Below are 24,174 nucleotides of genomic sequence, written 5' to 3'. Positions count from 1 at the left end.
TTGTCGATTCATAGTTACCACTTCTTACCTGTATTCTGCGGTGGTTGTTTTTGTTGAGCTTGCAACATCATCTGTGCTCGGAGTAAACGGCTAGGGTCGCGCGCGCTTTCGACCTGTTCCAGTTTGCGAAGTGCAGGATCAATGTGTTCTAAATTTTGTTCCTGCTCTGCTGCGCTTTGTGGCGGAGTCGTGGTTTTGTTTTGCTGCTCTGGTGCTTGTTCCGGCTTTGGTGCGCCTTGCGGTTGTTTCTCCTGCTGTTGCTCTTGTTGTTGCTGATCAGAATTGGAACTCGAGGTTTGTTGCTTTTGTTGTTCGCCAGTCTCTTCCGGATTTTGCTCACGTGTTTGAGAGGGCTGTTGATCAGATTGCTTGTCAGAGGATGACTCATTTGACGAAGGATCTTGCTCAGATGGAGAAGAATTCTCTTGCGCTGATGAGCTGTCATCGCCAGACTTTTGTTGCTGTTGCTGTTGCTGTTGCTGTTGCTGTTGCTGTTGCTGTTGCTGTTGCTGTTGCTGTTGCTGTTGCTGTTGCTGCTGTCTGACAATATTCAGGTTGTGCTGTGCATCTTCGTGGTTTGGATCTTGCGTAAGCACATCCTCATAAAGACGAATCGCTTGATCAAACTCTCGGTTCTGAGCATAGGCGTTAGCGAGGTTGTATTTTCCGCGTAGAGTTTGCGAGCCTTTAAGCGCATTGATAGCCGCAGGAAAATTACCCGCCTGATATTGCGCAATGCCTTGCCACTCTTTGCTATCGAACAGATCAGCCGCTTGTTGATATTGCTCGGCATCATAGAGCTGCTTGGCTTGTTGATCCTGATTGAGCCATGCTGAGGCCATTGCAGGTTTCGGTGTCAGAAGCGGGTAAGCTATAATGACCAGAGCAAACAAAAAGCCACGGCGAAACATAAGTAATGCTGGGATAACAAGCAAGGGGACTAACCAGATACCACTATTGACCCGATCGCTGATTTGTTGTGATTGGTTTAACTTACCCGTGCTTTCGATTTGGCTGGTATGATTGGCGATGGCGTCGATGTCACTGTTGTTAAGCTGAATGGGTGTAAAGAAACCACCAAGGGCATTGGTGACACTATTCATATTACTGAAGTTAGATTTAGCGACCACCGTTTGCCCAGCATCGGTTTTAAGCAGAGTGCCGTCACTGAGTTTTATCGGGGCACCTGAGCGGGTACCCACACCCAGAATAGACAGTCGCCAGCGAGTGCCTTCAACCAGATCTTCAATGCCTTGGGCTTCTGCATCATCTAAATCGTCAGTGAAGAGAATAATGTCACCGCGAGATAAACCGGTGTTTTTCATCATATTGATGGCCAAACTGACAGCCTTCACGGCGTCGGCACCCGGGTAGGGCATCAGCTCAGGGCTGAGATTAGGTATCAGGTTTTCGATGGTGCGCGTATCGGAGGTCATCGGACTGACGGTGTACGCATCACCAGCGTAGGCGACAAGCCCTGTCGTCCCTTCTCGCCACTGTTTAAGTAAGTCGCTGGCCTTGTATTTTGTTTGGGTCAGTCGGTTAGGCTTGATGTCGGTCGCGTACATAGACATCGACATATCCATGATCAATACACGTCCACTGTCGTTGCTGAAGCTCGGTCTTTCAGAGCTATTAAAACTTGGCCCAGAGAGAGCAATGATGGCGATCAAACCGCTGGTCGCAATGGCACTCGTGATGGCATTCCGTGCCGATTTTTGCTGTATACCCATTGCTTTGGCTAGATGAGGAGCGATTAACGTCTGGCTACGGCTACGTTTTGAGAGCCAGAAAACCAATCCACATAGTGGAACAAGTACCAGCAGCCACTCTGGGTAGAGGAAGCGAAAATCAGACATGATTCCTCCTAATGATAATCAGTGCAAATAAGCCCGTCAGTGCTATCGCCAGTGGTACCCCGAACCACTCTTGTTGTGGTCGCCAGGTCTGCGTGGCTTGGCTAACAGGTTCTAGGCTATTAATGGTGTCGTAGATGGTGGCCAGTTCTTTGCTGTCACGAGCGCGGAAATATTGTCCACCTGTTAGCTGGGCAATGCTCATCAGAGATTTTTCGTCTAAGTCTTGTGCAGTGTTGACTTTACGTGTCATGAAAAACTCTTTGACCATCATTTCTCCAGCACCGACGCCAACGGTGTAAATGGTGGCGTTGTACTTTTTGGCAATTTCGGCGGCTTCTATCGGATCCAGTACGCCCGCCGTGTTGCTGCCATCGCTGAGTAGTATCATCACTCGTTGCGGCGCATCGCTATCGACGAACGTTTTGGTTGCAAGCCCAATGCCTTCACCAATAGCGGTTTTGGTCCCTACAAGGCGCAATACAGTTTGGTTTAGTTGCTCGGCCACTGTCTGTCTATCTAGGGTTAATGGTGTTTGCAGATAAGCGTGATCGGCAAACAGCACTAAACCCAATCGGTCTCCCTGACGTTTGGATATAAAGTCAGATAAGACGTGTTTGACGGCGCTTAAACGGTCGATGTAATCCCCGTTGAACTGCATGTCTTCTTTACTCATTGAGTAAGACAGATCGACAACCAGCATCATGTCTCTATGCTTGGGTTGGGTCGTGACAGGATCGCCATACCAGACAGGTCTCGCGACTGCTGTAATCACGCCTAGCCAGACTAAGCTCGCCAGAACTTTAGCCAATAAGTTCCTCGGCGCACTGCCGACTGCCGAATCCGGCAAGTAGGGCATATAAACGGGCGATGACTGCTTAACCGGCGGCAGTAAAAAATAAATCAGTATGGGAAGTGGTAGCAACAAAAATGCCCACCACCATACGAATTCGATATTAGCCAACTTTGGCTCTCCTTCTTTTGGGGAAGCGCTTCGTCAACCCATTGGGCGCAATGGGTAATCAGTTCAGCGGCGTTCCCCACAGGCTGTTTTGAGTACAAGGCTTCTTGCCAAAGTTCATAGTTGTTAACGAACACGGGTGACTTCACCTGAGTATCAAGAAACGCGTACCACTCTTTGCCTGTGAGCTGCGCTACCTCTTCTCTTGGGTAGTAACACAGTGCGGCTTGACGCAATAATTCAATGGCTTCAGCCGGTTTGTCACCGGCCTGAATCAGCTTTAGCGCGGTTTTCTTTGGTGCCAAACGCTTTTTATTCCAGCGATAAGTCAACCAAATGATCAATGCGCCAAAGACAATCGCTCCTGCGGTTGCCCACCATCCCCATGCAAGCGGAAACCACGAAGGCACTTCCGGCAGTTGCATTGGATTGAGTGGTAATAGTGAATCCTTGTTATTGGTGCTCATTGATTACGTCCAGATAATTGTTGTAGTAATGACTCTTGGGTAGAGAGACGAGTAAAACTCAAGCCGTGGTGAATCGATAAGTCTTTCAGATCCCGCTGCTTTTGTTCAAAAACAGACTTAATTTGGTCGCGTGCTTTTCGTGAAGAAAAATCCATCCACAAGGTTTGACGCTTGTCGGACACTTGTTCGACGCCACGATAACGAGTGATGCCTGCTTCCAAAGGATCGGAAATATGGACCAGTCGTACGCGGTTATGCGCACGTAATCGAGTGAGTAATGGCTGGTTTGACTCTGAAAAGCGCAGGAAGTCACTGATAATAACCACTTCGCTACCTTTGGGACAAAGTCGATTCAGAGCCTGTAAGGCGTGGCCCATGTCGGTAGCGTGACGCGTACTCGATTGACGCAGTGTGTCCTGATGAAGCGTCACCAAATGCTGCATTAACGCGAGCGGACCTTGATGACGACTGGTTGGCTTGAGTTCAGTCAGTTGGCTGCCAGTATCAATGATGGCACCGATGCGATCTCGCTGAGCGACAGACAACCATGCGATTAGGCTTGCCATATGAGAGGCCAACACCGATTTGAACATCAGCTGAGAACCAAACATCATACTGGCACTGAAATCGACATAAACAATAATGGGTTTCTCTCGTTCTTCCGTGAACAGCTTAGTGTGAGGTTTACCCGTCCGTGCGGTCACTCGCCAATCAATGCTGCGAACATCGTCTCCAGCTTGATACTGACGGACTTCGGCGAAGTCCATACCACGACCGAGTTGCTTACTCTGATGTTGCCCCAGCATCTGAGACCACAAACTTTTGGCAGGAGGTAGCCACTTTATCGCTTGTTGCTTGTAGTAAAGCAGTTCATCAAGGCACAAGTTTACGCCGTCAGAGTGCGGGGATAATTGTTTATCCATCTGTTACCCTTATGCGCTGCCCACCAGAGATAGAAGGCGGTTAACCACCTGATTGGCACTAATACCTTCTGCTTGCGCTTGATAGCTGAGCAGAATACGGTGTCTGAGAACAGGGAAAGCCATCGCCTGCACATCTTCTGGGGAGACATAGTCACGACCCGATAGCCAAGCGTGAGCTCGGGCACAGCGATCTAATGCGATGGTGGCACGAGGGCTAACGCCCATTTCTATCCAGCTGTTTAGCGTATCGTCATATTGCGTTGGCTGTCGTGTTGCCATAACAAGACGGATAATGTAGCTCTCGACGCCTTCAGCCATATGAATATTCAACACTTCTTGACGGGCAGAAAACACCTCTTGTTGTGACAGTACAGGTGGGGTTACTTTGTCTTCACCCCTTGCCTCGCCTCGATTTAGACGCAGGATGTCCAGTTCACTTTCTGCATTCGGATAATCGACCGCTAAATGCAGTAAAAAGCGATCCAATTGGGCTTCAGGAAGCGGGTAGGTACCTTCTTGCTCAATGGGGTTCTGTGTTGCCATCACTAGAAACAATTCAGGAAGCGGGTAGGTTTTTCGACCCGCCGTGATTTGCTTTTCTGCCATGGCTTCAAGCATTGCTGCCTGAACTTTCGCGGGTGCACGGTTGATTTCGTCAGCCAAAATCAATGAGTTAAAGATTGGCCCTGCTTGGAAAGTGAACTCGCCTGTTTCTGGACGGAATATATCAGTACCGGTTAAATCGGCGGGCAGTAAATCAGGGGTGAACTGAATTCGATGAAAATCACCGTCAATACAATCAGCCAAGGACTTTACTGCCCTTGTTTTGGCTAGCCCCGGTGGGCCTTCGACCAAGATGTGACCATCGGCGAGTAACGCGACTAAAAGTTGTTTAACCAGTTCAGCCTGACCAATAACTTGGCTCTCCAAGTATTGCTGAAGGTTGTGAAATGACTGAGAGTTCATTGGTGTCTATCTCCTCACTTTTTCACTTAGTGGTTTAAGCCGTGAAAAAGTTCATCCATTTTGACTTTATTGCGGTTTGGTTGCTGATTTACTCATCAACACAGCAGTGCAATATAAGTGCTATTATTCAGTTATTTACAATATGGGGATTTTGACTCCTCATGCAAGTGTTCAATATCGAAAAATTGGTTTGCAAATCAGTACGAAATTGATGAATTATTCAGTAAAGAAATGTAATTTACATCCGATATAGATAGATGCGTCACTATTGAGCTTGGTTTGGCCCTCTCCGGAGCCAGTCAATCTGTGGCGATGATGAATTTTCATAATGACAAAGCGCTAGAAGGCAACGCGAATGATGAAACTAAACGCGATCAGTATTAAGCAAAAGGTTGTTGCGGGTATTACCTTTGCTGTTCTTGCTTCAACAATTATTGTTGGGGTGATGGCACAGCGTCAGGCACGCGAAGTTCTGGAGCATAGGCTGGTAGATATAGAATTACCCTCGATGCTAGACCAGATCAAGGGACAAATTGACTATGATGTGACTCAGCTACTGCGAGCTGCGGAGCAGATCGCAAACAATGAATTTATCAAAGATGCGATCAGCACGACCAACATCGATCCTCAAGTTGAAGCCAAGTTGGTCAAAGAACTGAATAACGTTCGTAACCAATACAATTTGAATGATGCTTCCGTTGCGAACCGTGAAACGGCGTATTACTGGAACCAAAACGGCTTTTTACGCCAATTGACCCAACAACAAGATGGTTGGTTCTTTGGTTTTACGCGCTCGAATCAGCGCACCATGGTGAGCATGTTCCAAGAGTCGACAGGGGAAGTGAAAATGTTCGCCAACTTCCAGTTTGTTAATGGGCTAAGTATGTCGGGCCTATCTAAGTCGATGGATGATATGGTCAGGATGCTGAATGGTTTTCAAATCGAAGACACAGGTTTTGTCTTTCTGACTGATTCTCAAGGGCAAGTTCAGATCCATCGTGAGAAAGATAAGTCCAGTTCGACGCTCTCTCAGCTCTATGGCAGCGACGCTTCCAAACTTCTCAATAAATCGGATTTCAACCTGATTGAAGCCAGCTACGACGGTGAACAAGTGTTCGTATCAAGCTTGTACATCCCTTCCATGGATTGGTTTGTGATTGGTGTTGCTCCTGTCAATGAAGTCTTCTCCGATTTAAATCAGGTAGCGAAGCAAATGACCATTACGACATTAGTGGTCGCGGCTTTGTTTATCTTTATGGGGCTATTTTTGGCAAACAGCATTGCTCGTCCTATCAGGTCGATCGCAGCACGCTTTACCGATCTTGGCCGAGGCGACGGTGACCTTTCACAACGTATTGAAGTGAAGAGCAGCGATGAGATTGGCCAGCTTTCTGAAGGTTTTAACGGCTTCATTGAGAAAATTCATGAGTCGATGAAAGAAGTGGCGTCAACCAGTGGCGCGCTACAAACCGCCTCTGACAGTGTTTCCCAAAAAGCCAACACGACACACGATAACAGCCAAATTCAGCGCGACCAAACCATTCAAGTCGTCGCGGCGATTAACCAAATGGGCGCAACGATCAGCGAGATTGCATCGAATGCGGCCACTGCCGCAGAAACGGCGAATCAAGCCTCTGATAACACCCAAGTTGGTCAAGATGTTGTCAATAAGGCCAAAGATGCGATCAGTCGTTTGGCTACGGACATAGAGAATACCGGTCAAGTCGTTGAGCAACTGGCATCGACCACACAGGAAATCGGCTCGATTCTGGATGTTATCCGTGATATCTCCGAACAAACCAACCTACTTGCACTCAACGCAGCCATTGAAGCGGCGCGAGCCGGAGAGCAGGGGCGTGGTTTTGCTGTAGTCGCGGATGAAGTACGAAACTTGGCGAGTCGAACCGCAGATTCGACGGAAGAGATCCAGAAGATGATCAACCAGCTACAAAGTGATGCCAAAGATGCGGTAACGGCGATGGAAGCGGGTAAGTCAGTCACTCATGAAGGGGTATCATCATCAGATGAAGCGGTTGGCGTGTTGGTGAGTATTTCCGAGCGCATCCACGACATTTCTGACCGTAATACTCAGGTGGCGACGGCGACAGAAGAGCAATCAACGGTTGTGCATACCATCAACCAAAATATCGAAGAGATCAACGCCATCAATGAAGTGACAACCAGCACAGCAGAAGAACTGGCGGCCGCGAGTTCTGATCTGAAAGAGTTGTCCGAACGTCTGGATCGTATGGTAGGAAGCTTTAAGCTATAAAACCATTCGTAAACTAGAATAACTGGGGTTAAGTGGGTAAACTTAGCCCCAGTTTTTATATTGATTAGGTAAGTAATAGCATGAGTGATTTTGAAAAAGAGCTGGAGCAAATGTCACAGGAAATGAGTGATGAGCCTGAAGTAGCCCTGCCATCACTTGAAGAACAAAAAGCCATCGCGGCAGAACTGAAAAAGCTCGAAGAAGCGGGTGAGTTGACTCCAGAAATCCTAGAACAGTACTTCGGCAAGTTCTATTCAAAAACCGATAAGCCAATTCATTAAGTAAAAGATATTTTTCTAAGTTACTGATATTATTGATTTAAAAGGCCGGAATTCCGGCCTTTTTAATTGCCCATATAACCGTAGTGGCGATGAAGTGGCGGCAGAGCTCTCAGTTTTTTAAAGTGGCGATAGGGTTTTTTGATAGCGCTTCGGACAAGTGTTCTGGAGCAAGTTAGTCTAACACAAGGACTTTAGTCGGTTATGTAGGTATACATAGTAACTAAGTGCTCTTCATCATTCTGAATCAATACATAAAAACCGTTATCTCGATATATATCAATAAGCTTATCCACTTTACCGCATTCTAGTATGATGGCTCTCCCCCAACTAATGCTTGAGCCGCTTCGATAATGGCATAAACCTCTTCTAAAATGTCGGGTAGAGATATTGGATTTTGCGGAATAGTAAAATTTTTACCGATTTGCCCAATAAGATAAGCTCTAACGCTCTCCGAGTGTTTATTAATGCCATCTAGTTTTTTTACTTGATTCTTAGACAGTTCGGCTTGTGTCAGAGAGACTTCTTTAAAGGATATCGAAAAATAGGCGAGAATATCAGCGCTTTCACTATCGAGTATTAGATAAGTGCGAGAATTGTCGCTTTGCTCGAATCGTATGGATTTAGTTTTTAGAAAGATTTCTAGATCTGGATTTTTGGGGCAAGAAAAATCAGAGAAAAGCCGTTGGCAACCTTCTGTACCAACAGCTTCTAACAAGTCGCTGAGTTTGATAACTTCTGTACTAATCGCTGAATACCTTTTTCTTTATCAGACTCATAGTCGCGTTTCTTGACACTGATCTTGCGTGGGTTTTTCGCTGCGTTTTTAAACTTTGCGATAGCCACTTCATCAGTCACAACGAAGTTCTTATCAAATGAAGTAGTAGCCATAGCTAGAACCTCCCTTATAAAACTTATACTCACTTGGAGCTATGAATCACGTAGTAACTAGGCAGCTGCTACGTGTTGATCATGCCTACTTTTTAGCCGTATGTCAATTTGCTAGTATTATGTCGGTTAGTAGCGCGACACCTCGCATTTAGTATAGCGGATAGTACCAGCAATGTGGGTAGCCAGTCTGTTGAGAAGACTAATGTATCATCAGAGTAGTAGGTGCAGTACAGGGCTTGTAACGCCTGTCCTTTAAAAGCTCCCTTGGCATACTAATAGGCCTCGCGTGATTCGAGGTCTTTGATTTTTAGGGCATTCGACTTAAGTTTTTCAATGCCAATAGCCTTGGCCATTAAAAACAGCAGGATCTCTAGGAAGCTTTCTTAGTGTGTATTCATTCTTTAGGTACATTTTTCTAAAGTTTTCCCTTTTAGCCCCCCAAGCTGGCAATCGCTCGAGAATTCGAACAATTCCCTGAATCTCTTCTGATTCGAATGCATATCCTTTAGCTAAAGAGTCGTTAGGAATAGGATAGATATCTTTGTAAATTCGATTGGAACTCTCTTTATTATCCACTCTTTTGTTCATTAGCAATAATAAAGTAGTAAGAGGAGATGACTTACTGACTTCCTTTAATAAAGTTGCGCTCATCTGTAATTACCTTTGCAATATATAAGTTTAACAAAATTTGTAGTGATAATAATGTATAGTAATCACTAGGTATTTCTTGATTTGCATACAAAAATACAGGATACAGCCCTTCCAAAATAGTAATTAAAACAAACCAGACAGCTAACACTTTCCTTACGTTTCTACCTAATAGATCGACACTTTTGAAAGACAAAAATAATGTGATTACAATGGGGTAATTAGTTAATGAGGCTAAAAAACCTATTACTTGTTCGCTAATGCTTGCTACCATCCCCAACGCATACATAAGAGCAGAAACAACGGTTAGTAACAGTAAGAGAATAAAAGGGCTTGATGTGTAAGTATTATCTCTCATTGACCTGAGTCTCATAGTCCTAAAGTGTTAAATCAAAAAATACTATAACGGGGTTTTTTAACTAATGGAATAGATAAATCTCAGGACAAAAATTAAAATTGATAAATAAGTATTATTTATTTCCGAGGGCGATGAAAACCACTTGTTCGTATTATTTCATTTTTTAGATTAAGGTGCATGTCCTTAATGCCCCCTGACGATCGATGAATCATTTATTTGGGTGTGGGCTTAACGACATTGGTTAACCTTCATAATGCTTGATGACGTTGCTGACCATAGCGGCCATATCGATGACTTCGGCACCGCCTAAATCAGCCATGATGTGCAAGAACACCTGTAGGTTCTCTTTGGCCATCGCATCAACGGATTTTTCGCCCCCATAAATAGGTAAGGGGTAAATACCATGACCTCATCTTTACCCACTGGGCCATAGGTTTTGAGTACAGATGGGAACAAGGAGGGCTTGTAAGCCTGTCCTTTTTAAGCGGCCTGTAGTCCAATGTGATCTATTAGTTTGCGTAAGACATCGGTTTAATGAATGTATTGAGGTCGGACTCTTCTCGATTTGATAGCATGAAAGTCAACTAAGAGTCAGGAGATTAGGGTTTGGTAGTTTCGTTAGTATTGAACGGTGTATTATTTGTCGTCTGTTGCTTACTTCTTGCTGATATCAATTTTGGGATAACACACAGTTATATATATTCTGCCGTCATGTTTGTTCTTTCTGGGGCTGCAGTTTGCTCGCTTTTACTTGTACTACCCATAAAGCGCAAAAAGAATAACAAACAACAGATAGAAACGAGTGAATTTAAATTTTATAAACCATTGAAAATTCGATGATATCAAAAACTATCAGCAACAGATGTGGCTTTGTTTTCTTGGATGATACTTACCGTGGCATTTTCTGCTGTCGATAGGTATTTTGAACGAAATGTTCAGGTAGTCTATGACCTGCCCGTACTATCATCAGGGTTAGTGACTATCGGAAGAGGGACACCGGGGGCATATGTCGTTGTTGAAGACAACGGAAGAAAAGTGAGATGCCGTGGTGATTCCTACCATCATCTTGTCAAAAAGGGAAAACCACTCTCTGCTGATTTGATTTATTCCGAGACCTTTATGGGCTTTGAGCAAACTGACTGCAACGTCAGATTGAGTGAGCTTAGTTCATATCATGCAATGAACGCTAGTTAGAAGAACGAGGCAAAATCCGAAGTCGAACTGCGGATTAAGTCAGATAAGCCGGTCACGGTCGACAAAGCCAAGAGCGAGAAGGGTACTGAGCTTAGCCTTGATGTTGGGCGTTTGAGGTACAGTTACAGACGTTCCAGAAACTTAAACATTTACGCATATGTTTAAGGTTTTGTAACGTTGGTGTGTGAGCCGCTATTAGATTACCAGTAATCTGGCTTAGCGATTGGTTTTTTACGGGTTGGAATTTTGTCAGGTAGCAAGCATCTTTCTAACTGATCATGTGTCACAGCATTAATGTTCCAGTCAGTAATATCCCTGAGATATTTACTGGTTGGTCGCTGATCATTTGGAAGCCTAGGAAGGATGATTCCGACTGGAATATTGGTGTCCGCTTTGATAAGTTTTGCCGCAGGTTCCATGTCAGAGTCATTGCTTGCAATAACGACCTGCTCGCACTCTTCTCGGACTGCATCACGATATAAATCTAATGCCATCTGCACATCGGTTAACTTCTCTTCTAACTTCCAGATGCCCACCCGTTTCTCTTTATCTGGGGGACTAAGATACTCGATAGCGTTTTGATACGCTGCTTGATAGTGCCCTTTAATTAACTCGAATCTATCTGGGTGCAAAGTCTGCATTGCTCTCCAATAGCGATCTTGAGAGTTCTGTGCTTGAGTCTTGTTTGTTGCAAACTTAGTTAGAACAGGAGCAGTGAAAAGTTTAACTTTAATTAGCTCAATATTGGGGTCGTGCATAGGCAGCAGCTCTTGTTCAAAGAGTTTGACCAAGTCTAGCCACTTGTACGGAGAATGACGTAGTAAGCCGTAATAGAAGTTAAAGCCGTCAACGTATACGATTGTTTTCATTAGTGGTTGATGTATAAAAAAGCCGCCATATAGGCGGCTTTTAGAATAGGGCCTCGCATCGAGTGTCGAATTTAATCTCGCCCGAAGGAGGGAAGTTGTGATTCAACAATAGGACTTATCGTCCTCAGAGTCAATCAATATCCATCATTATGCGACGCACTTAGAGTGAGTGCTAGAACGAGTCTGTTGGACAGGTTCGATAGTATACATTGTGGACACTTTCTTTAAAAATCATGATAATTACCCACCTACGATATCAGAAAGCTCATCACAGAAAGCCAAAAAAACCACTTAGTGCGAGCTGGACGACATTGGCTAACCTTCATAATGCTTGATGACGTTGCTGACCATAGAGGCCATATCGATGACTTCGGCACCGCCTAAATCAGCCATGATGTGTAAGAACACCTGCAAATTCTCTTTGGCCATCGCATCAACGGATTTTTTACCCCCATAAATAGGTAAGGGGTAAATACCATGACCTCATCTTTACCCACTGGGCCATACGTTTTAAGTACAGATGGGAAGAGGGGCTTTGAACTGGCTTTTATGTCTTTATACTCTTGATCTTGAAAACCGAAAAAGCTTTGAATGGCACTATTAGCCTCGCCTTTAGCAATCTCACTTTCGTTCCCCTGGTTTGTCAGTATCCAATTTAAGTGAGGGGCTATCTCTAGTGACGCGCCAGTGCGCTCTCCCCACAAATAGAGTTGACCATAGCAATTGCGCGCGATCACATGGTAGTTGTCAGAATCGGCAAACTCTGTGTCCTTGAGGAAAGACTCAAGTACATCTTCAAACTCAGCGGGATTAGTGATCCAAAATAGACCATCTTGAAACCCCGAAAAACCCATCTGTTGCCAATATTCCAGCAATCTATCGGGTAAGATCCCACGATAGCGCTCTATTTGCTCTGAGGTGGCGACGACAACTTCTGTCGGGCTACCAAATTTTGACAGGAACAACGCTAAGTATTCATCATTCATCTGGCTGACGTCCATTTTGCAATCCGGTTCATTTATTTGGGTGTGGGCTTAACGATATTGGCTAACCCTCATAATGCTTGATGACGTTGCTGACCATAGCGGCCATATCAATGACTTCGGCACCGCCTAAATCAGCCATGATGTGTAAGAACACCTGCAGATCCTCTTTGGCCATCGCATCAACGGATTTTTTACCGCCCATAAATAGGTAAGGGGTAAAGACCATGACCTCATCTTTACCCACTGGGCCATACGTTTTGAGTACAGATGGGAAGAGGGGTATTGATTCAGTATCCATATCTACATCATCAACCTCTTGAAAACCAAAAAACCTCTCTATAACAGCATTCTCAGAACCTTGCGATATTTGGTTTTCATCCCCTTCGCCAATAATAATCCAATTTAGTGCAGGCAGGATTTCAAGTGATTCACCAGTTCGTTCTCCCCAAAGGTAGAGATCACCATAAGCATTTCGCGCGATGACATGGTAGTTGTCATAATCGGCAAACTCTGTGCCCTTGAGGAAGGACTCAAGCACATCTTCAAACTCGGCGGGATTAGTGATCCAAAATAGGCCATCTTGAAACCCCGAAAAACCCATCTGTTGCCAATATTCCAGCAATCTATCGGGTAAGATCCCGCGATAGCTCTCTATTTGCTCTGTGGTGGCGACGACAACTTCTGTCGGGCTACCAAATTTTGACAGGAAAAACGCTAAGTATTCATCATTCATCTGGCTGACGTCCATTTTGCAATCCGGTTCATTTATTTGGGTGTGGGCTTAACGATATTGGCTAACCCTCATAATGCTTGATGACGTTGCTGACCATAGCGGCCATATCAATGACTTCGGCACCGCCTAAATCAGCCATGATGTGTAAGAACACCTGCAGATTCTCTTTGGCCATCGCATCAACGGATTTTTCGCCCCCCATAAATAGGTAAGGGGTAAATACCATGACTTCGTCTTTACCCACTGGGCCATGTTTTTGATAAACGGAAGGAAACATAAGTGTTTCACCACTTTCAATGTCTGCTGAACTAGGTGATAAAACAGCGAACAGGCGTTGTACAGAAAAGTCAGATTTACCAATTTTAATATCTCGTTCTTTTCCTTTTCGCGTTTTAATCCAGTTAAGATGAGGAACAATATTCAGCGAATCTCCGGTTCTCTCACCCCATAGATAGAGCTCTCCATAGGCACTTCGTGCGATGACATGGTAGTCGTCATAATCGGCAAACTCTGTGTCCTTGAGGAAGGACTCAAGCACATCTTCAAACTCAGCGGGATTGGTAATCCAAAATAGGCCATCTTGAAACCCCGAAAAACCCATCTGTTGCCAATATTCCAGCAATCTATCGGGTAAGATCCCACGATAGCTCTCTATTTGCTCTGAGGTGGCGACGACAACTTCTGTCGGGCTACCAAATTTTGACAGGAAAAACTCTAAGTATTCATCGTTCATCTGGCTGACGTCCATTTTGCAATCGGGCTTATTTATTTGGGTGTGGGCTTAACGACATTGGTTAACCTTCATAATGCTTGATGACGTTGCTGACCATAGCGGCCATATCAATGATTTCGGCACCGCCTAAATCAGCCATGATGTGTAAGAACACCTGCAGATTCTCTTTGGCCATCGCATCAACGGATTTTTTGCCCCCCATAAATAGGTAAGGGGTAAATACCATGACCTCGTCTTTACCCACTGGGCCATACGTTTTAAGTACAGATGGGAAGAGGGGCTTTGAACTGGCGTTTAAGTCTATATATTCTAGATTTTGAAAACCGAAAAAGCTTTGAATGGCACTATTAGCCTCGCCTTTAGCAATCTCACTTTCGTTCCCCTGGTCTGTCAGTATCCAATTTAAGTGGGGGGCTATATCTAGTGACGCGCCAGTGCGCTCTCCCCACAAAAAGAGTTGACCATAGCAATTGCGCGCGATCACATGGTAGTTGTCATAATCGGCAAACTCTGTGCCCTTGAGGAAGGACTCAAGCACATCTTCAAACTCAGCGGGATTAGTGATCCAAAATAGGCCATCTTGAAACCCCGAAAAACCCATCTGTTGCCAATATTCCAGTAATTTATCGGGTAAGATCCCACGATAGCGCTCTATTTGCTCTGAGGTGGCGACGACAACTTCTGTCGGGCTACCAAATTTTGACAGGAACAACGCTAAGTATTCATCATTCATCTGGCTGACGTCCATTTTGCAATCCGGTTCATTTATTTGGGTGTGGGCTTAACGACATTGGCTAACCCTCATAATGCTTGATGACGTTGCTGACCATAGCGGCCATATCGATGACTTCGGCACCGCCTAAATCAGCCATGATGTGTAAGAACACCTGCAGATTCTCTTTGGCCATCGCATCAACGGATTTTTTACCGCCCATAAATAGGTAAGGGGTAAATACCATGACCTCATCTTTACCCACTGGGCCATACGTTTTGAGCACCGATGGGAACAAGGGGATTGAGTTGCTAATGATATCCACATCTTTGGGCTCTTTAATACCGAAAAAACTCTGTATCGCAGCATTAGCTCGCCCGCTCTGAATTTCATTTTCATCACCAATACTCGTTTTTATCCAGTTTAATGACGGCTTTATTGTCAATGAGTGTCCAGTATTTATTCCCCACAGATAAAGTTCGCCATAAGCATTTCGCGCGATGACATGGTAGTTGTCATAATCGGCAAACTCTGTGTCCTTGAGGAAAGACTCAAGCACATCTTCAAACTCGGCGGGATTAGTGATCCAAAATAGACCATCCTTAAAGCCAGAGAATCCGACCATTTGCCAATACTTCAGCAACTGGTCAGGAAGTATGCCCCGATAAGCTTCAATGTGTTGGTCTATGGCCTGAACATACGTGGTGGGATCGCCAAACTCTTCCAAAAACATTTCAAAATCTTCGTCATGCATATTGTTATTTTCCACTTAATGGGCAGCGTTTCAGCGAGACATTCATTTTTGCCTCTGGCCCTAATGTTTCCAAAGCGCGTTGTGCCTGTTCATCCATCTGAGTTAGGCGTGATTTATGACGCCATTGTGCCCCTATAGAGGCGTTTACCCGTTTATTACCCATCCGGTTCACCTTATCTTTACCGCCAGCTATCATATCAGGGTCATGCAAAGAGGCTAGGTTATCCATTATTTCTAGCGTACGTTTACTCGCTGATCTTTTAGCTTCCCTATTTGTCATATTAAGTTTGTAGCTTTTATAGAGAGAAGTCTTTAGGTCTTCTGAAAAGTCAATTCTAAAACTCTCTTGAGCCATACCTGTTTTCGCACGCCTCATTTTTTCGTAGCGGTTACGGTTTTCAATGTACTCGCCGACCGTTAGATCATTGAGGCCCGCTTCCTGATGTTTCAATTGACGAGCGAAATGGCTTTCCAATTCGCGCTCTCTTCCTTTGAAACTCTTTTTAATATCTGGTCCTGGCTTAAAGCAGGGGACTTTAAATCGCTTCATGGTACGCAGCGATTTCGCCATCGCGTTATCGAGTTTTTTCAGTGGCAGCTCATCGACGATTTTCTCTGCATATCTGCCGGGGATCGCTGATACGGCTATGGACGCCACACCGCCTAAGGTTGGGTTATTGGTAAAGCTTTTTCCAGCATCCAACATATCTACAATGCCTTCAACTGCCATGGAAACTGGGTCAATATTAACCGGTTGAATGCCTTGTAAGCTGGGGTCAGCGGCGATGTCTTCCAGCGTTGGGCCGGATAGCGTTTTACGGGTGCTTTCGGAATAAACCCTAGATTTCCTCTTGTCTGGATACTGCCCATATTTTACGGGGCCATATTTCTTTTCGTAATCTAGAACAGACATAAAAGGCGGTGGCGGCGGTGGGGCGCCCTCAAGTTCCTCCAAGCGGCGTAAGGGTTTTGATGTCATTCCCACGTATAGAGGAATACCAAGAAGGCTTTTGAGCTTGAATTCAAGACTTGAGGGGAGATCATTTGATACATTGCCAAAAGCGTCGATCACACCATCTCCCCAGTGCAAATAATCAGCCAGAAGTACCTTGCGGTCTTTGTCTATCCTACGATGACGCCGGTCATAGTATTGCAGTCTCGACGGGTGAACGATTTGGTCAATATGGCTGACAGTGAGTTGGTGCATATCAATAATGCGAGTCAACTGAGACCTCCTTCAACGCGTAAATGATACTAACGATTGTACGGTTTAATTTGTTGATTACAATTTAACCAATTGAAAAAGGTTAATAAAACTAGTGGTTTAGGCGATCTAACAAGAAGATTGGTGAAATGGAAGGTGATTTGGGGCTGAAAAATAGGCGAAAGGTCGATTGTGACCTGCTTTATGATTTTCTCTCTTATCGCTAGCCAGAGAGAGGAGGGATTATAACGTCTTATTTCCCGTTTATTCAATCAGTTATAACAATAATGACGACTGCTATTAGCGATTGAGATTTGAATGCTATATTCTTACTGTTGATGTGTTTGGGTTATTCTATATTTATAGGCAATGCTTAGAGTCCTTGCAAATCTGTGCCTGTTCTTCATTTATGCTCTCAATTTCCTGAGTAGCAGATCGAACATATTAGGCAGCTACCAAGAGCGAAGCAGCAGTTTGTGATGGAGATGTTAGATACAGTGATCCAGCAAGCTGCGCATTAAAAAGCCCGCTAGTGCGGGCTTTGAATTAGATTAAATGACAAAGCACAGGTGGAAAGGCTTCCCTTCGGTTCCCCATATCTCAGCTGCACTTTGCCATACAGATAAAAACTTACCGGCTGAATAAGTTGCATCCCTCCATAAATCTGAAGAACTGTCAAAAAACAAAACAACACCAGAATATGAAGAAAGGTCCAACTCACTTAAACACTCATCCATGGCATCCCAATTACTACCAAAATAATCAGGAAAGCCTAAGGCATTAGAGACACTTGAAAACAAGCTTTCATCATCTTTTATTAAAGACGAGTCCAGCTCCCTTACCAAGAACCCTTCTCTAGCAAGTACATTTTTTAAAACTGAAGATTTGTCAGGCAGTGTAAAGTTAACGCACTGCCATGAAACTCTTTTTAAGTCAGATAAATTAACCATCAATACTTTTTCGGATCAATTTGAATAAAGTTTTCATAATGATCATCGGTGTAGTAAGTATTACCAGTGTCTTGGTCTCTTACTATTCGACGAGCCCCTCTATTTGAAGCTCCTAGGGTATCAACAGTGTACTCTTTATAATTCCCTTCTGGCAACTTACCTTCCCTATTTTTGAAAGTAATACCATCTCTTTTATGCGGGAATGGTCCATTAGTATCAATACGGTCTAACGTCTTATTGATCTCAGTCAGGCGATCATTATCTGTAAATGGAAGTTTTCTCCCTCCACCCTTTGTAACATTCAGCGCTGCATCTGTCGCTTTAGTGGCATCATGAACTTTCGAGCTCGCAGTAAGTAAATCAGCGGCTTCATCGGAATGTCTTGCTACCGTAACCGCTACTTTAGTCGTTTTAACCGCTGCTTTTGCAACGGGGCCCAAAAATATACTCGCTGCGGCTAGATTGCGTTCAAGGGGCTCTAACTTGACGTTACCAAATATCGTCTTACCAGTACTAAACTCATACGCGGCTTTAAGGTTACTCACAACGGGCACAAAGTCCATTGTCAGCTCTAGTGCTTCGATTAAAGTAAAGTCGGTGTCAAGAATACCCCCCAACGCATTTTGAGTATAATCGATGTAAGAGCCAATAAAACCGTGGGCAAAGTTTGCGGCAATTTAGTGCCTGTCCTTAATTTAATAGCTTTATGATTTCCTCTCTTATCGGTAGCCAGAGAGGGGAGGGATTATAACGTCTTATTTCTCGTTTATTCAATCAGTTATAACAAAAATGACGACTGGTATTAGCGATTGAGATTTGAATGCTATATTTTTACTGTTGATATAGTGGGGTTATTCTATATTTCTAGGCAATACTTAGAGTCCTTTCAAATCGGTGCCTGTTCTTTATTTATGTTAAAAAGCCCGCGAGTGCGGGCTTTGTTATTCGAAGCAGTATATATCAAATGTACATTCCAAATTCAGCTTAGCAAGAATGCTCATTTGCTCTGGCCATAGTGGTGGCCCTCCAGAACCAGAGGACCACCAATTACAATTTACAGTTATAGAAACAACCTGCTTCTACCGAGCCAAAGCAAAGCTCTTATCATCCTACTGAGCTGCAATTTAGTGCCTGTCCTTAATTTACTTCAAGCTTTTTAAAAAGTCTGGGTCAATCCATGCTGACTCAACTTGCCCTTCTTTTAGCTCGACACTATTTGGGTCAAACGGAACTAAGGCATCTAAAAATTCGTGAATGTTATTTGCCAACTTGATCATATTTTGTGGCTCTTCGTGATCCCAAAAATAAACTGACTGACCTTGGTCAAGGTCAATGACAACATAGTTACCGCCTTCAGCCACTGCTACCGGAAAGGCTCTTTCCCCGACATGATCCAAGTATTTACGCTCTTCCAAAGCTTTGGCGATAGGAATCAATTCATTAACTCCCGACATATTATCTTGGCTGATAGTGAAAGTATTTGTCTCAGGTTTCGAACCATTGAATTCTACAAAAAACTTTTTCAAGTCATCAGGTATAGAACAGCCTAGAATCTGAGCAAAAATGTCTATGTCTTTTAGCTCAATAGTTTTTGGTTTAGAGAATTTTACGCTCATTAAGATAACTCCAGCATTTACTGATTACGTAATACCTCAGCCCCGCCAGTGTGACGAACTGCGTTATGTATATCTTTAGGTATGAGTTGCATCGTTTTTGCGTTTTCAACGTGATGCCAAACATACCCATCGGGGGTGCTTTTTAAGCCTACAGCCTTATTGGCCATCGCTGCGTCTTTAGCGTAATTACCAGTCAATCCTTTAATATCAACCTGCGCCTTAGAATAGGGTGAAAAGTCAGGGAAACCCTGTTCATTAAACTTCACCCCTGAAGGATGGGTCTTACCCGCATACTTGCTATTGATTGGCTTCCTTCCGTTAATAAGTGGGATATTGTCAACACCACCCAGCGCTGCATCTGTCGCTTTAGTCGCATCATGGACTTTCGAGCTCGCAGTAAGTAAATCAGCGGCTTCATCGGAATGTCTTGCTACCGAAGTGCAATTTAGTGCCTGTCCTTAATTCACCTTCTCTTTGCAACACTAAACTAAATCAGCAAATCTATCTGACAATGTACCGGCCACTTCTATCGTGTACCAATTAACCGCAACAAGATATGTAGCATTCTTATTAGATAAAAAATATTCCATTCCAAATGAGTTTTCCATTATTCTACATATTGTCCTTGCATCTTCTATGTGTACGACGCGTTTTCTATCGTCACCCTCTTGATCAAAAAAGATAAAAGCATCTTCATTATCCAACCTTTCTGAATAAGAGAACTCGTTTCCTTCCAGTGGTATCGAGATAGAGTCTCGATCTATTGCAAGATGTCCAGTAACTTTAAATGGCTCAAACTTGTCTAAAACCTTCGATACTAAAGCCTTGCCTTCTACCTCTGCCAGTAGAGAACATTTTATACCCAGCTCCTTACCTACATTAACTATTTCGTCAGCGTTGCTCATGGCCTTACCTTCTTGTTGCTGGGATGTAATCGTAAAAATATGGTCTCGAACTCTGCTGCTTCCTTTTCCAGGAGTTTGATAACCAATGTGTGGTTGGTGCGGGCCAGCCCCAATAGAACCATTAGGTTTGACATTGTTCCACTGCGGAATGTCCATATTTACATTGGCTCCTCCTAGCCCCGAGTATTCAACTGGTACACTTTTTCCATTTTGATCACGCCCCCACTTTGTTACCTTAAACTGGTCGCGAGGAACACCCGTTCTTTTGAATGCTTCGTCCAAGGCATCCCTGAATGTGGCGCCAGTCCCCCTCAAGTCTAAATCTCTTTGAGGGTTAAACTTCCAACTGTTCCCTGTTAACTTTGTAACACCACCCAGCGCTGCATCTGTCGCTTTAGTGGCATCATGGACTTTCGAGCTCGCAGTAAGTAAATCAGCGGCTTCATCGGAATGTCTTACTACCGTAACCGCTACTTTAGTCGTTTTAACCGCTGCTTTTGCAACGGGGCCCAGAAATATACTCGCTGCGGCTAGATTGCGAGCAAGGGGATCTAACTCGATGTCACCAAATATCGTCTTACCGCTGCAATTTAGTGCCTGTCCTTAATTTACTCTGATGTGGTGGGATTTTTCTATATTTCTAGATAATAATTAGAGTCCTTTCAAATCGGTGCCTGTTCTTCATTTATGTAAAAAGCCCGCGAGTGCGGGCTTTGTTATTCGAAGCAGTATATATCAAATGTACATTCCAAATTCAGCTTGGCAAGAATGCTCATTTGCTCTGGCCATAGTGTTGGCCCTCCAGAACCAGAGTACCACCAATTACAATTTACAGTTATAGCAACAACCTGCTTCTACCGAGCCAAAGCAAAGCTCTTGTCATCCTACTGAGCTGCAGTTTAGTGCCTGTCCTTAATTTACTTTCAAGACACGCAACCTAATAACCTTTTATAAACGTAAGGGATTGTGTGCAATGAAAAAGCCCCGAATGGGGCTAGTATTAGCCTAATCAGGGTCTAACATATTTTCATCAAATGCTTCGAAGTGCTCTCTTAAACTCTCACACTCTTGCTCATTTCCAATCAAGAAGATTTGCTCGTTGTCTTGAAATACATTTACTAACTTAAAATATCTAAAATCATAACTTCCATCGTTATAATCATAGCTGACCACTAAGTAAACATTGGACTCAGGTTTATGATTAGTACTTTCTTTAAACCATATGTCTAATTCTTTTAATAATGTTTTGCATTTTTTAACTGATGGTAATGGTTTTTCGTCGGACAAATGCATTGTTGGAAGACCATTACTATTGCCAAACATATCAACGAACATAGCATCATTTGATACTGATCCGACTTTTGCCTTCATGCACAAGTTATTATCCAACTCATGTAATCTACTAATTAAATCACTAATAATCATTATGCTTCTTAGTCTCCGATTTTATTAAGGTCTGCATCATAAGTACCTAAGCGCGTCTTTTTGCTGCCTAACTCCTTAACAGACTTTGCCATTTTCCAGACACCACCATTATGCGCCCCATTGCCATCACCGCTACCGACATCTCGAGAGATATATAACTTCTTCTTTTTGTTATAAAAAACTGTTTCATTGTGAATTTTGAACTTTGTTTTCTCAAAACCAAGTTTCTTGGCAGCTTCCGTAGCTTCTTTTGTTGTTTTGTAAAAGACTTCACCAGGTTTAGCTAGTCTGTTTGCACCACCCAACGCGGCATCTGTCGCTTTAGTTGCATCATGGACTTTCGAGCTCGCAGTAAGTAAATCAACGGCTTCATCGGAATGTCTTGCTACCGTAACCGCTACTTTAGTCGTTTTAACCGCTGCTTTTGCAACGGGGCCCAAAAATATACTCGCTGCGGCTAGATTGCGAGCAATGCAGTCTAGTGCCTGTCCTTAATTTACCTGCTTAATTTACTCAGGATTCGCTACATGGGTAGTTCCTGTGTAGCTCTCTTGAACCTTTCCTGTCTTTTGCATTTTTGCCAATTCATCTGGTGACATCCATCTGCCGATGGTTGTCTTGTTTGTAACATCTATTGATTACAGAGTTAGAGCTGTCAGATAAGTCGCTCAAGCTTTTTCTTACCGTTATCAACCTCATCAAACAGACTATTTATATCGACATCATACTTGTAAGTCGACGCATCTTCAGCACATGAAACTTCATGCCCACTACTATTTGCCGCAATTACTATATCAGGCAGATCTTGGCCTCTAAACGCAAATCTAAGTGCATGGCTGGCTCTATATTTATACATTTTTTCTATTTCATCTGAACAACTATCAGGGTCAACCCGATCATAGAATTGGTTTATCCCCATTGCCACTGAATAAGCATCATTACAAATGTCTGGCCATTTATCATTCCTAATTGCGGCTTCATTTTCTGCAAACCAGTCTAGCTGATCAATCTTTTCAAGAACTAGCTTGGCTAGGTTTATATCTTCACCCATCGTGTGATTAATAAGGCTTATTGATAGGTAGAATAAGCTTGCTGTCGGTTCAAGTTCCGTAGCTGGGTGAATTTCAAAATTGAATTTGTACATTTACTTACCCTTAATCAATTTTTTGTATTCAGCGTTACCAAAGTCGCCACGTTTTTTCATTTCTTTTAATACGGATGGTGGAGCCTCTGTACCTTTTATTGGATAACCATGCCATCCACCTTGGTTATCTGGCTGAAACTCGTAGAGCTTTCCATCATGATATCCATACTTCTGCTTTCCACCTTGGAGCGAGTGGTTTAAAACATCCTGAGCCACATCATCACTAAGATCCATTTCTGTTCCCCAGCCGCCTTTACTGTGCTTAGCTGTAGGTGCATACTTTGCAACACCACCCAGCGCTGCATCTGTCTCTTTAGTCGCATCATGGACTTTCGAGCTCGCAGTAAGTAAATCAGCGGCTTCATCGGAATGTCTTGCTACCGAAGTGCAATTTAGTGCCTGTCCTTAATTCACCTTCTCTTTGCAACACTAAACTAAATCAGCAAATCTATCTGACAATGTACCGGCCACTTCTATCGTGTACCAATTAACCGCAACAAGATATGTAGCATTCTTATTAGATAAAAAATATTCCATTCCAAATGAGTTATCCATTATTCTACATATTGTCCTTGCACCTTCTATGTGTACGACGCGTTTTCTATCGTCACCCTCTTGATCAAAAAAGATAAAAGCATCTTCATTATCCAACCTTTCTGAATAAGAGAACTCGTTTCCTTCCAGTGGTATCGAGATAGAGTCTCGATCTATTGCAAGATGTCCAGTAACTTTAAATGGCTCAAACTTGTCTAAAACCTTCGATACTAAAGCCTTGCCTTCTACCTCTGCCAGTAGAGAACATTTTATACCCAGCTCCTTACCTACATTAACTATTTCGTCAGCGTTGCTCATGGTCTTACCTTCTTGTTGCTGGGATGTAATCGTAAAAATATGGCCTCGAACTCTGCTGCTTCCTTTTCCAGGAGTTTGATAACCAATGTGTGGTTGGTGCGGGCAAGCCCCAATAGAACCATATAGGTTTGACATTGTTCCACTGCGGAATGTCCATATTTACATTGGCTCCTCCTAGCCCCGAGTATTCAACTGGTACACTTTTTCTATTTTGATCACGCCCCCACTTTGTTACCTTAAACTGGTCGCGAGGAACACCCGTTCTTTTGAATGCTTCGTCCAAGGCATCCCTGAATGTGGCGCCAGTCCCCCTCAAGTCTAAATCTCTTTGAGGGTTAACTTCCAACTGTTCCCTGTTAACTTTGTAACACCACCCAGCGCTGCATCTGTCGCTTTAGTGGCATCATGGACTTTCGAGCTCGCAGTAAGTAAATCAGCGGCTTGATTGGAATGTCTTGCTACCGTAACCGCTACTTT

28 protein-coding genes and 3 pseudogenes are annotated in these 24,174 nt (G+C 43.7%); 3 read left to right on the top strand and 28 right to left on the bottom strand.

Features of this window, described 5'->3' with window-relative positions; translation table 11 throughout:
- Positions 1-14: 14 nt before the first annotated feature.
- From KW548_17820 to KW548_17800, 5 genes are read right to left on the bottom strand one after another with little or no spacing between them, the layout of a single operon-like run.
- Positions 15-1,859, bottom strand: coding sequence for a VWA domain-containing protein (locus tag KW548_17820; protein QXX08965.1), 1,845 nt, complete (start codon positions 1,857-1,859; stop codon positions 15-17).
- On the bottom strand, positions 1,852-2,820 hold the full coding sequence (locus KW548_17815) for a VWA domain-containing protein (GenBank protein ID QXX08964.1): 969 nt from the start codon (positions 2,818-2,820) through the stop codon (positions 1,852-1,854). Before KW548_17815 ends, KW548_17820 begins: the two co-directional genes overlap by 8 nt.
- A complete protein-coding gene (locus KW548_17810) occupies positions 2,760-3,284 on the bottom strand; it encodes a DUF4381 domain-containing protein (GenBank protein ID QXX08963.1) in 525 nt (174 codons plus the stop codon). Before KW548_17810 ends, KW548_17815 begins: the two co-directional genes overlap by 61 nt.
- Entirely contained in the window at positions 3,281-4,207 is a 927-nt protein-coding gene (locus tag KW548_17805) for a DUF58 domain-containing protein (protein ID QXX08962.1), read from the bottom strand. Before KW548_17805 ends, KW548_17810 begins: the two co-directional genes overlap by 4 nt.
- Positions 4,208-4,216: 9 nt before the next feature.
- Positions 4,217-5,173 (bottom strand): MoxR family ATPase, encoded by a 957-nt coding sequence (locus KW548_17800; GenBank protein QXX08961.1) that lies wholly within the window; start codon positions 5,171-5,173, stop codon positions 4,217-4,219.
- A 355-nt stretch (positions 5,174-5,528) separates the two neighbouring features.
- Between KW548_17800 and KW548_17795 the strand changes: the two genes are divergently transcribed.
- The gene (locus tag KW548_17795; GenBank protein ID QXX08960.1) at positions 5,529-7,445 is read left to right on the top strand and encodes a methyl-accepting chemotaxis protein; all 1,917 of its coding nucleotides are present in this window, start codon (positions 5,529-5,531) and stop codon (positions 7,443-7,445) included.
- 80 nt (positions 7,446-7,525) lie between these two features.
- On the top strand, positions 7,526-7,726 hold the full coding sequence (locus KW548_17790; protein ID QXX08959.1) for a restriction endonuclease subunit S: 201 nt from the start codon (positions 7,526-7,528) through the stop codon (positions 7,724-7,726).
- A gap of 304 nt (positions 7,727-8,030) precedes the next feature.
- Here the strand turns inward: KW548_17790 and KW548_17785 are convergent, their stop codons facing one another.
- The 5 genes and pseudogenes from KW548_17785 to KW548_17765 form a co-directional block, all read right to left on the bottom strand.
- Positions 8,031-8,441: a hypothetical protein gene (locus KW548_17785; protein ID QXX08958.1), complete on the bottom strand. Its 411-nt coding sequence runs from the start codon at positions 8,439-8,441 to the stop codon at positions 8,031-8,033.
- A complete protein-coding gene (locus KW548_17780; protein ID QXX08957.1) occupies positions 8,435-8,614 on the bottom strand; it encodes a hypothetical protein in 180 nt (59 codons plus the stop codon). Before KW548_17780 ends, KW548_17785 begins: the two co-directional genes overlap by 7 nt.
- Before the next feature lie 330 nt (positions 8,615-8,944).
- Positions 8,945-9,265: a hypothetical protein gene (locus tag KW548_17775; protein ID QXX08956.1), complete on the bottom strand. Its 321-nt coding sequence runs from the start codon at positions 9,263-9,265 to the stop codon at positions 8,945-8,947.
- Positions 9,234-9,620, bottom strand: coding sequence for a hypothetical protein (locus KW548_17770; GenBank protein QXX08955.1), 387 nt, complete (start codon positions 9,618-9,620; stop codon positions 9,234-9,236). Before KW548_17770 ends, KW548_17775 begins: the two co-directional genes overlap by 32 nt.
- Before the next feature lie 241 nt (positions 9,621-9,861).
- Positions 9,862-10,085: pseudogene (locus KW548_17765) on the bottom strand (DUF1851 domain-containing protein).
- Positions 10,086-10,226: 141 nt separating this feature from the next.
- Here KW548_17765 and KW548_17760 point away from each other — a divergent pair.
- Positions 10,227-10,814: pseudogene (locus KW548_17760) on the top strand (hypothetical protein).
- 200 nt (positions 10,815-11,014) lie between these two features.
- Here KW548_17760 and KW548_17755 read toward each other — a convergent pair.
- The 18 genes and pseudogenes from KW548_17755 to KW548_17670 all read right to left on the bottom strand — a co-directional run bounded on the left by KW548_17755 (position 11,015) and on the right by KW548_17670 (position 24,043).
- Positions 11,015-11,683, bottom strand: coding sequence for an NYN domain-containing protein (locus tag KW548_17755; protein ID QXX08954.1), 669 nt, complete (start codon positions 11,681-11,683; stop codon positions 11,015-11,017).
- A gap of 315 nt (positions 11,684-11,998) precedes the next feature.
- Positions 11,999-12,669 (bottom strand): annotated as a pseudogene (locus tag KW548_17750) (DUF1851 domain-containing protein).
- Positions 12,670-12,730: 61 nt separating this feature from the next.
- On the bottom strand, positions 12,731-13,402 hold the full coding sequence (locus KW548_17745; protein QXX09452.1) for a DUF1851 domain-containing protein: 672 nt from the start codon (positions 13,400-13,402) through the stop codon (positions 12,731-12,733).
- A 61-nt stretch (positions 13,403-13,463) separates the two neighbouring features.
- A complete protein-coding gene (locus tag KW548_17740; GenBank protein QXX08953.1) occupies positions 13,464-14,135 on the bottom strand; it encodes a DUF1851 domain-containing protein in 672 nt (223 codons plus the stop codon).
- A 61-nt stretch (positions 14,136-14,196) separates the two neighbouring features.
- Positions 14,197-14,868 (bottom strand): DUF1851 domain-containing protein, encoded by a 672-nt coding sequence (locus KW548_17735; protein QXX09451.1) that lies wholly within the window; start codon positions 14,866-14,868, stop codon positions 14,197-14,199.
- A 61-nt stretch (positions 14,869-14,929) separates the two neighbouring features.
- Positions 14,930-15,601 (bottom strand): DUF1851 domain-containing protein, encoded by a 672-nt coding sequence (locus KW548_17730; GenBank protein ID QXX08952.1) that lies wholly within the window; start codon positions 15,599-15,601, stop codon positions 14,930-14,932.
- A 4-nt stretch (positions 15,602-15,605) separates the two neighbouring features.
- A complete protein-coding gene (locus KW548_17725; protein ID QXX08951.1) occupies positions 15,606-16,826 on the bottom strand; it encodes a hypothetical protein in 1,221 nt (406 codons plus the stop codon).
- A 530-nt stretch (positions 16,827-17,356) separates the two neighbouring features.
- Entirely contained in the window at positions 17,357-17,755 is a 399-nt protein-coding gene (locus KW548_17720) for a barstar family protein (GenBank protein ID QXX08950.1), read from the bottom strand.
- Positions 17,755-18,372, bottom strand: a complete 618-nt coding sequence (locus tag KW548_17715; GenBank protein QXX08949.1) for a hypothetical protein — start codon at positions 18,370-18,372, stop codon at positions 17,755-17,757. The genes KW548_17720 and KW548_17715 overlap by 1 nt, the downstream gene beginning before the upstream one ends.
- Before the next feature lie 525 nt (positions 18,373-18,897).
- Positions 18,898-19,371 carry an SMI1/KNR4 family protein gene (locus tag KW548_17710; GenBank protein QXX08948.1) on the bottom strand — a complete coding sequence of 158 codons (474 nt, stop codon included), beginning with the start codon at positions 19,369-19,371 and terminating at the stop codon, positions 18,898-18,900.
- Between the two features lie 17 nt (positions 19,372-19,388).
- Positions 19,389-19,637 (bottom strand): HNH endonuclease, encoded by a 249-nt coding sequence (locus tag KW548_17705; protein QXX08947.1) that lies wholly within the window; start codon positions 19,635-19,637, stop codon positions 19,389-19,391.
- A 216-nt stretch (positions 19,638-19,853) separates the two neighbouring features.
- Positions 19,854-20,591 carry a hypothetical protein gene (locus tag KW548_17700; GenBank protein ID QXX08946.1) on the bottom strand — a complete coding sequence of 246 codons (738 nt, stop codon included), beginning with the start codon at positions 20,589-20,591 and terminating at the stop codon, positions 19,854-19,856.
- Positions 20,592-21,281: 690 nt separating this feature from the next.
- Positions 21,282-21,701 (bottom strand): hypothetical protein, encoded by a 420-nt coding sequence (locus KW548_17695; GenBank protein QXX08945.1) that lies wholly within the window; start codon positions 21,699-21,701, stop codon positions 21,282-21,284.
- Between the two features lie 8 nt (positions 21,702-21,709).
- Positions 21,710-22,141, bottom strand: a complete 432-nt coding sequence (locus KW548_17690) for a toxin C-terminal domain-containing protein (GenBank protein QXX08944.1) — start codon at positions 22,139-22,141, stop codon at positions 21,710-21,712.
- 215 nt (positions 22,142-22,356) lie between these two features.
- The gene (locus KW548_17685) at positions 22,357-22,845 is read right to left on the bottom strand and encodes a hypothetical protein (GenBank protein ID QXX08943.1); all 489 of its coding nucleotides are present in this window, start codon (positions 22,843-22,845) and stop codon (positions 22,357-22,359) included.
- Positions 22,846-23,079 carry a hypothetical protein gene (locus KW548_17680; protein QXX08942.1) on the bottom strand — a complete coding sequence of 78 codons (234 nt, stop codon included), beginning with the start codon at positions 23,077-23,079 and terminating at the stop codon, positions 22,846-22,848.
- Positions 23,080-23,274: 195 nt separating this feature from the next.
- Positions 23,275-23,697 (bottom strand): hypothetical protein, encoded by a 423-nt coding sequence (locus tag KW548_17675; GenBank protein QXX08941.1) that lies wholly within the window; start codon positions 23,695-23,697, stop codon positions 23,275-23,277.
- Between the two features lie 4 nt (positions 23,698-23,701).
- On the bottom strand, positions 23,702-24,043 hold the full coding sequence (locus tag KW548_17670; protein QXX08940.1) for a hypothetical protein: 342 nt from the start codon (positions 24,041-24,043) through the stop codon (positions 23,702-23,704).
- Positions 24,044-24,174 lie beyond the last annotated feature (131 nt).

This window comes from Vibrio neptunius (assembly GCA_019339365.1).
Taxonomy (GTDB): Bacteria; Pseudomonadota; Gammaproteobacteria; order Enterobacterales; family Vibrionaceae; genus Vibrio; species Vibrio neptunius.
This window is presented reverse-complemented; position numbering and strand designations above follow the sequence as displayed.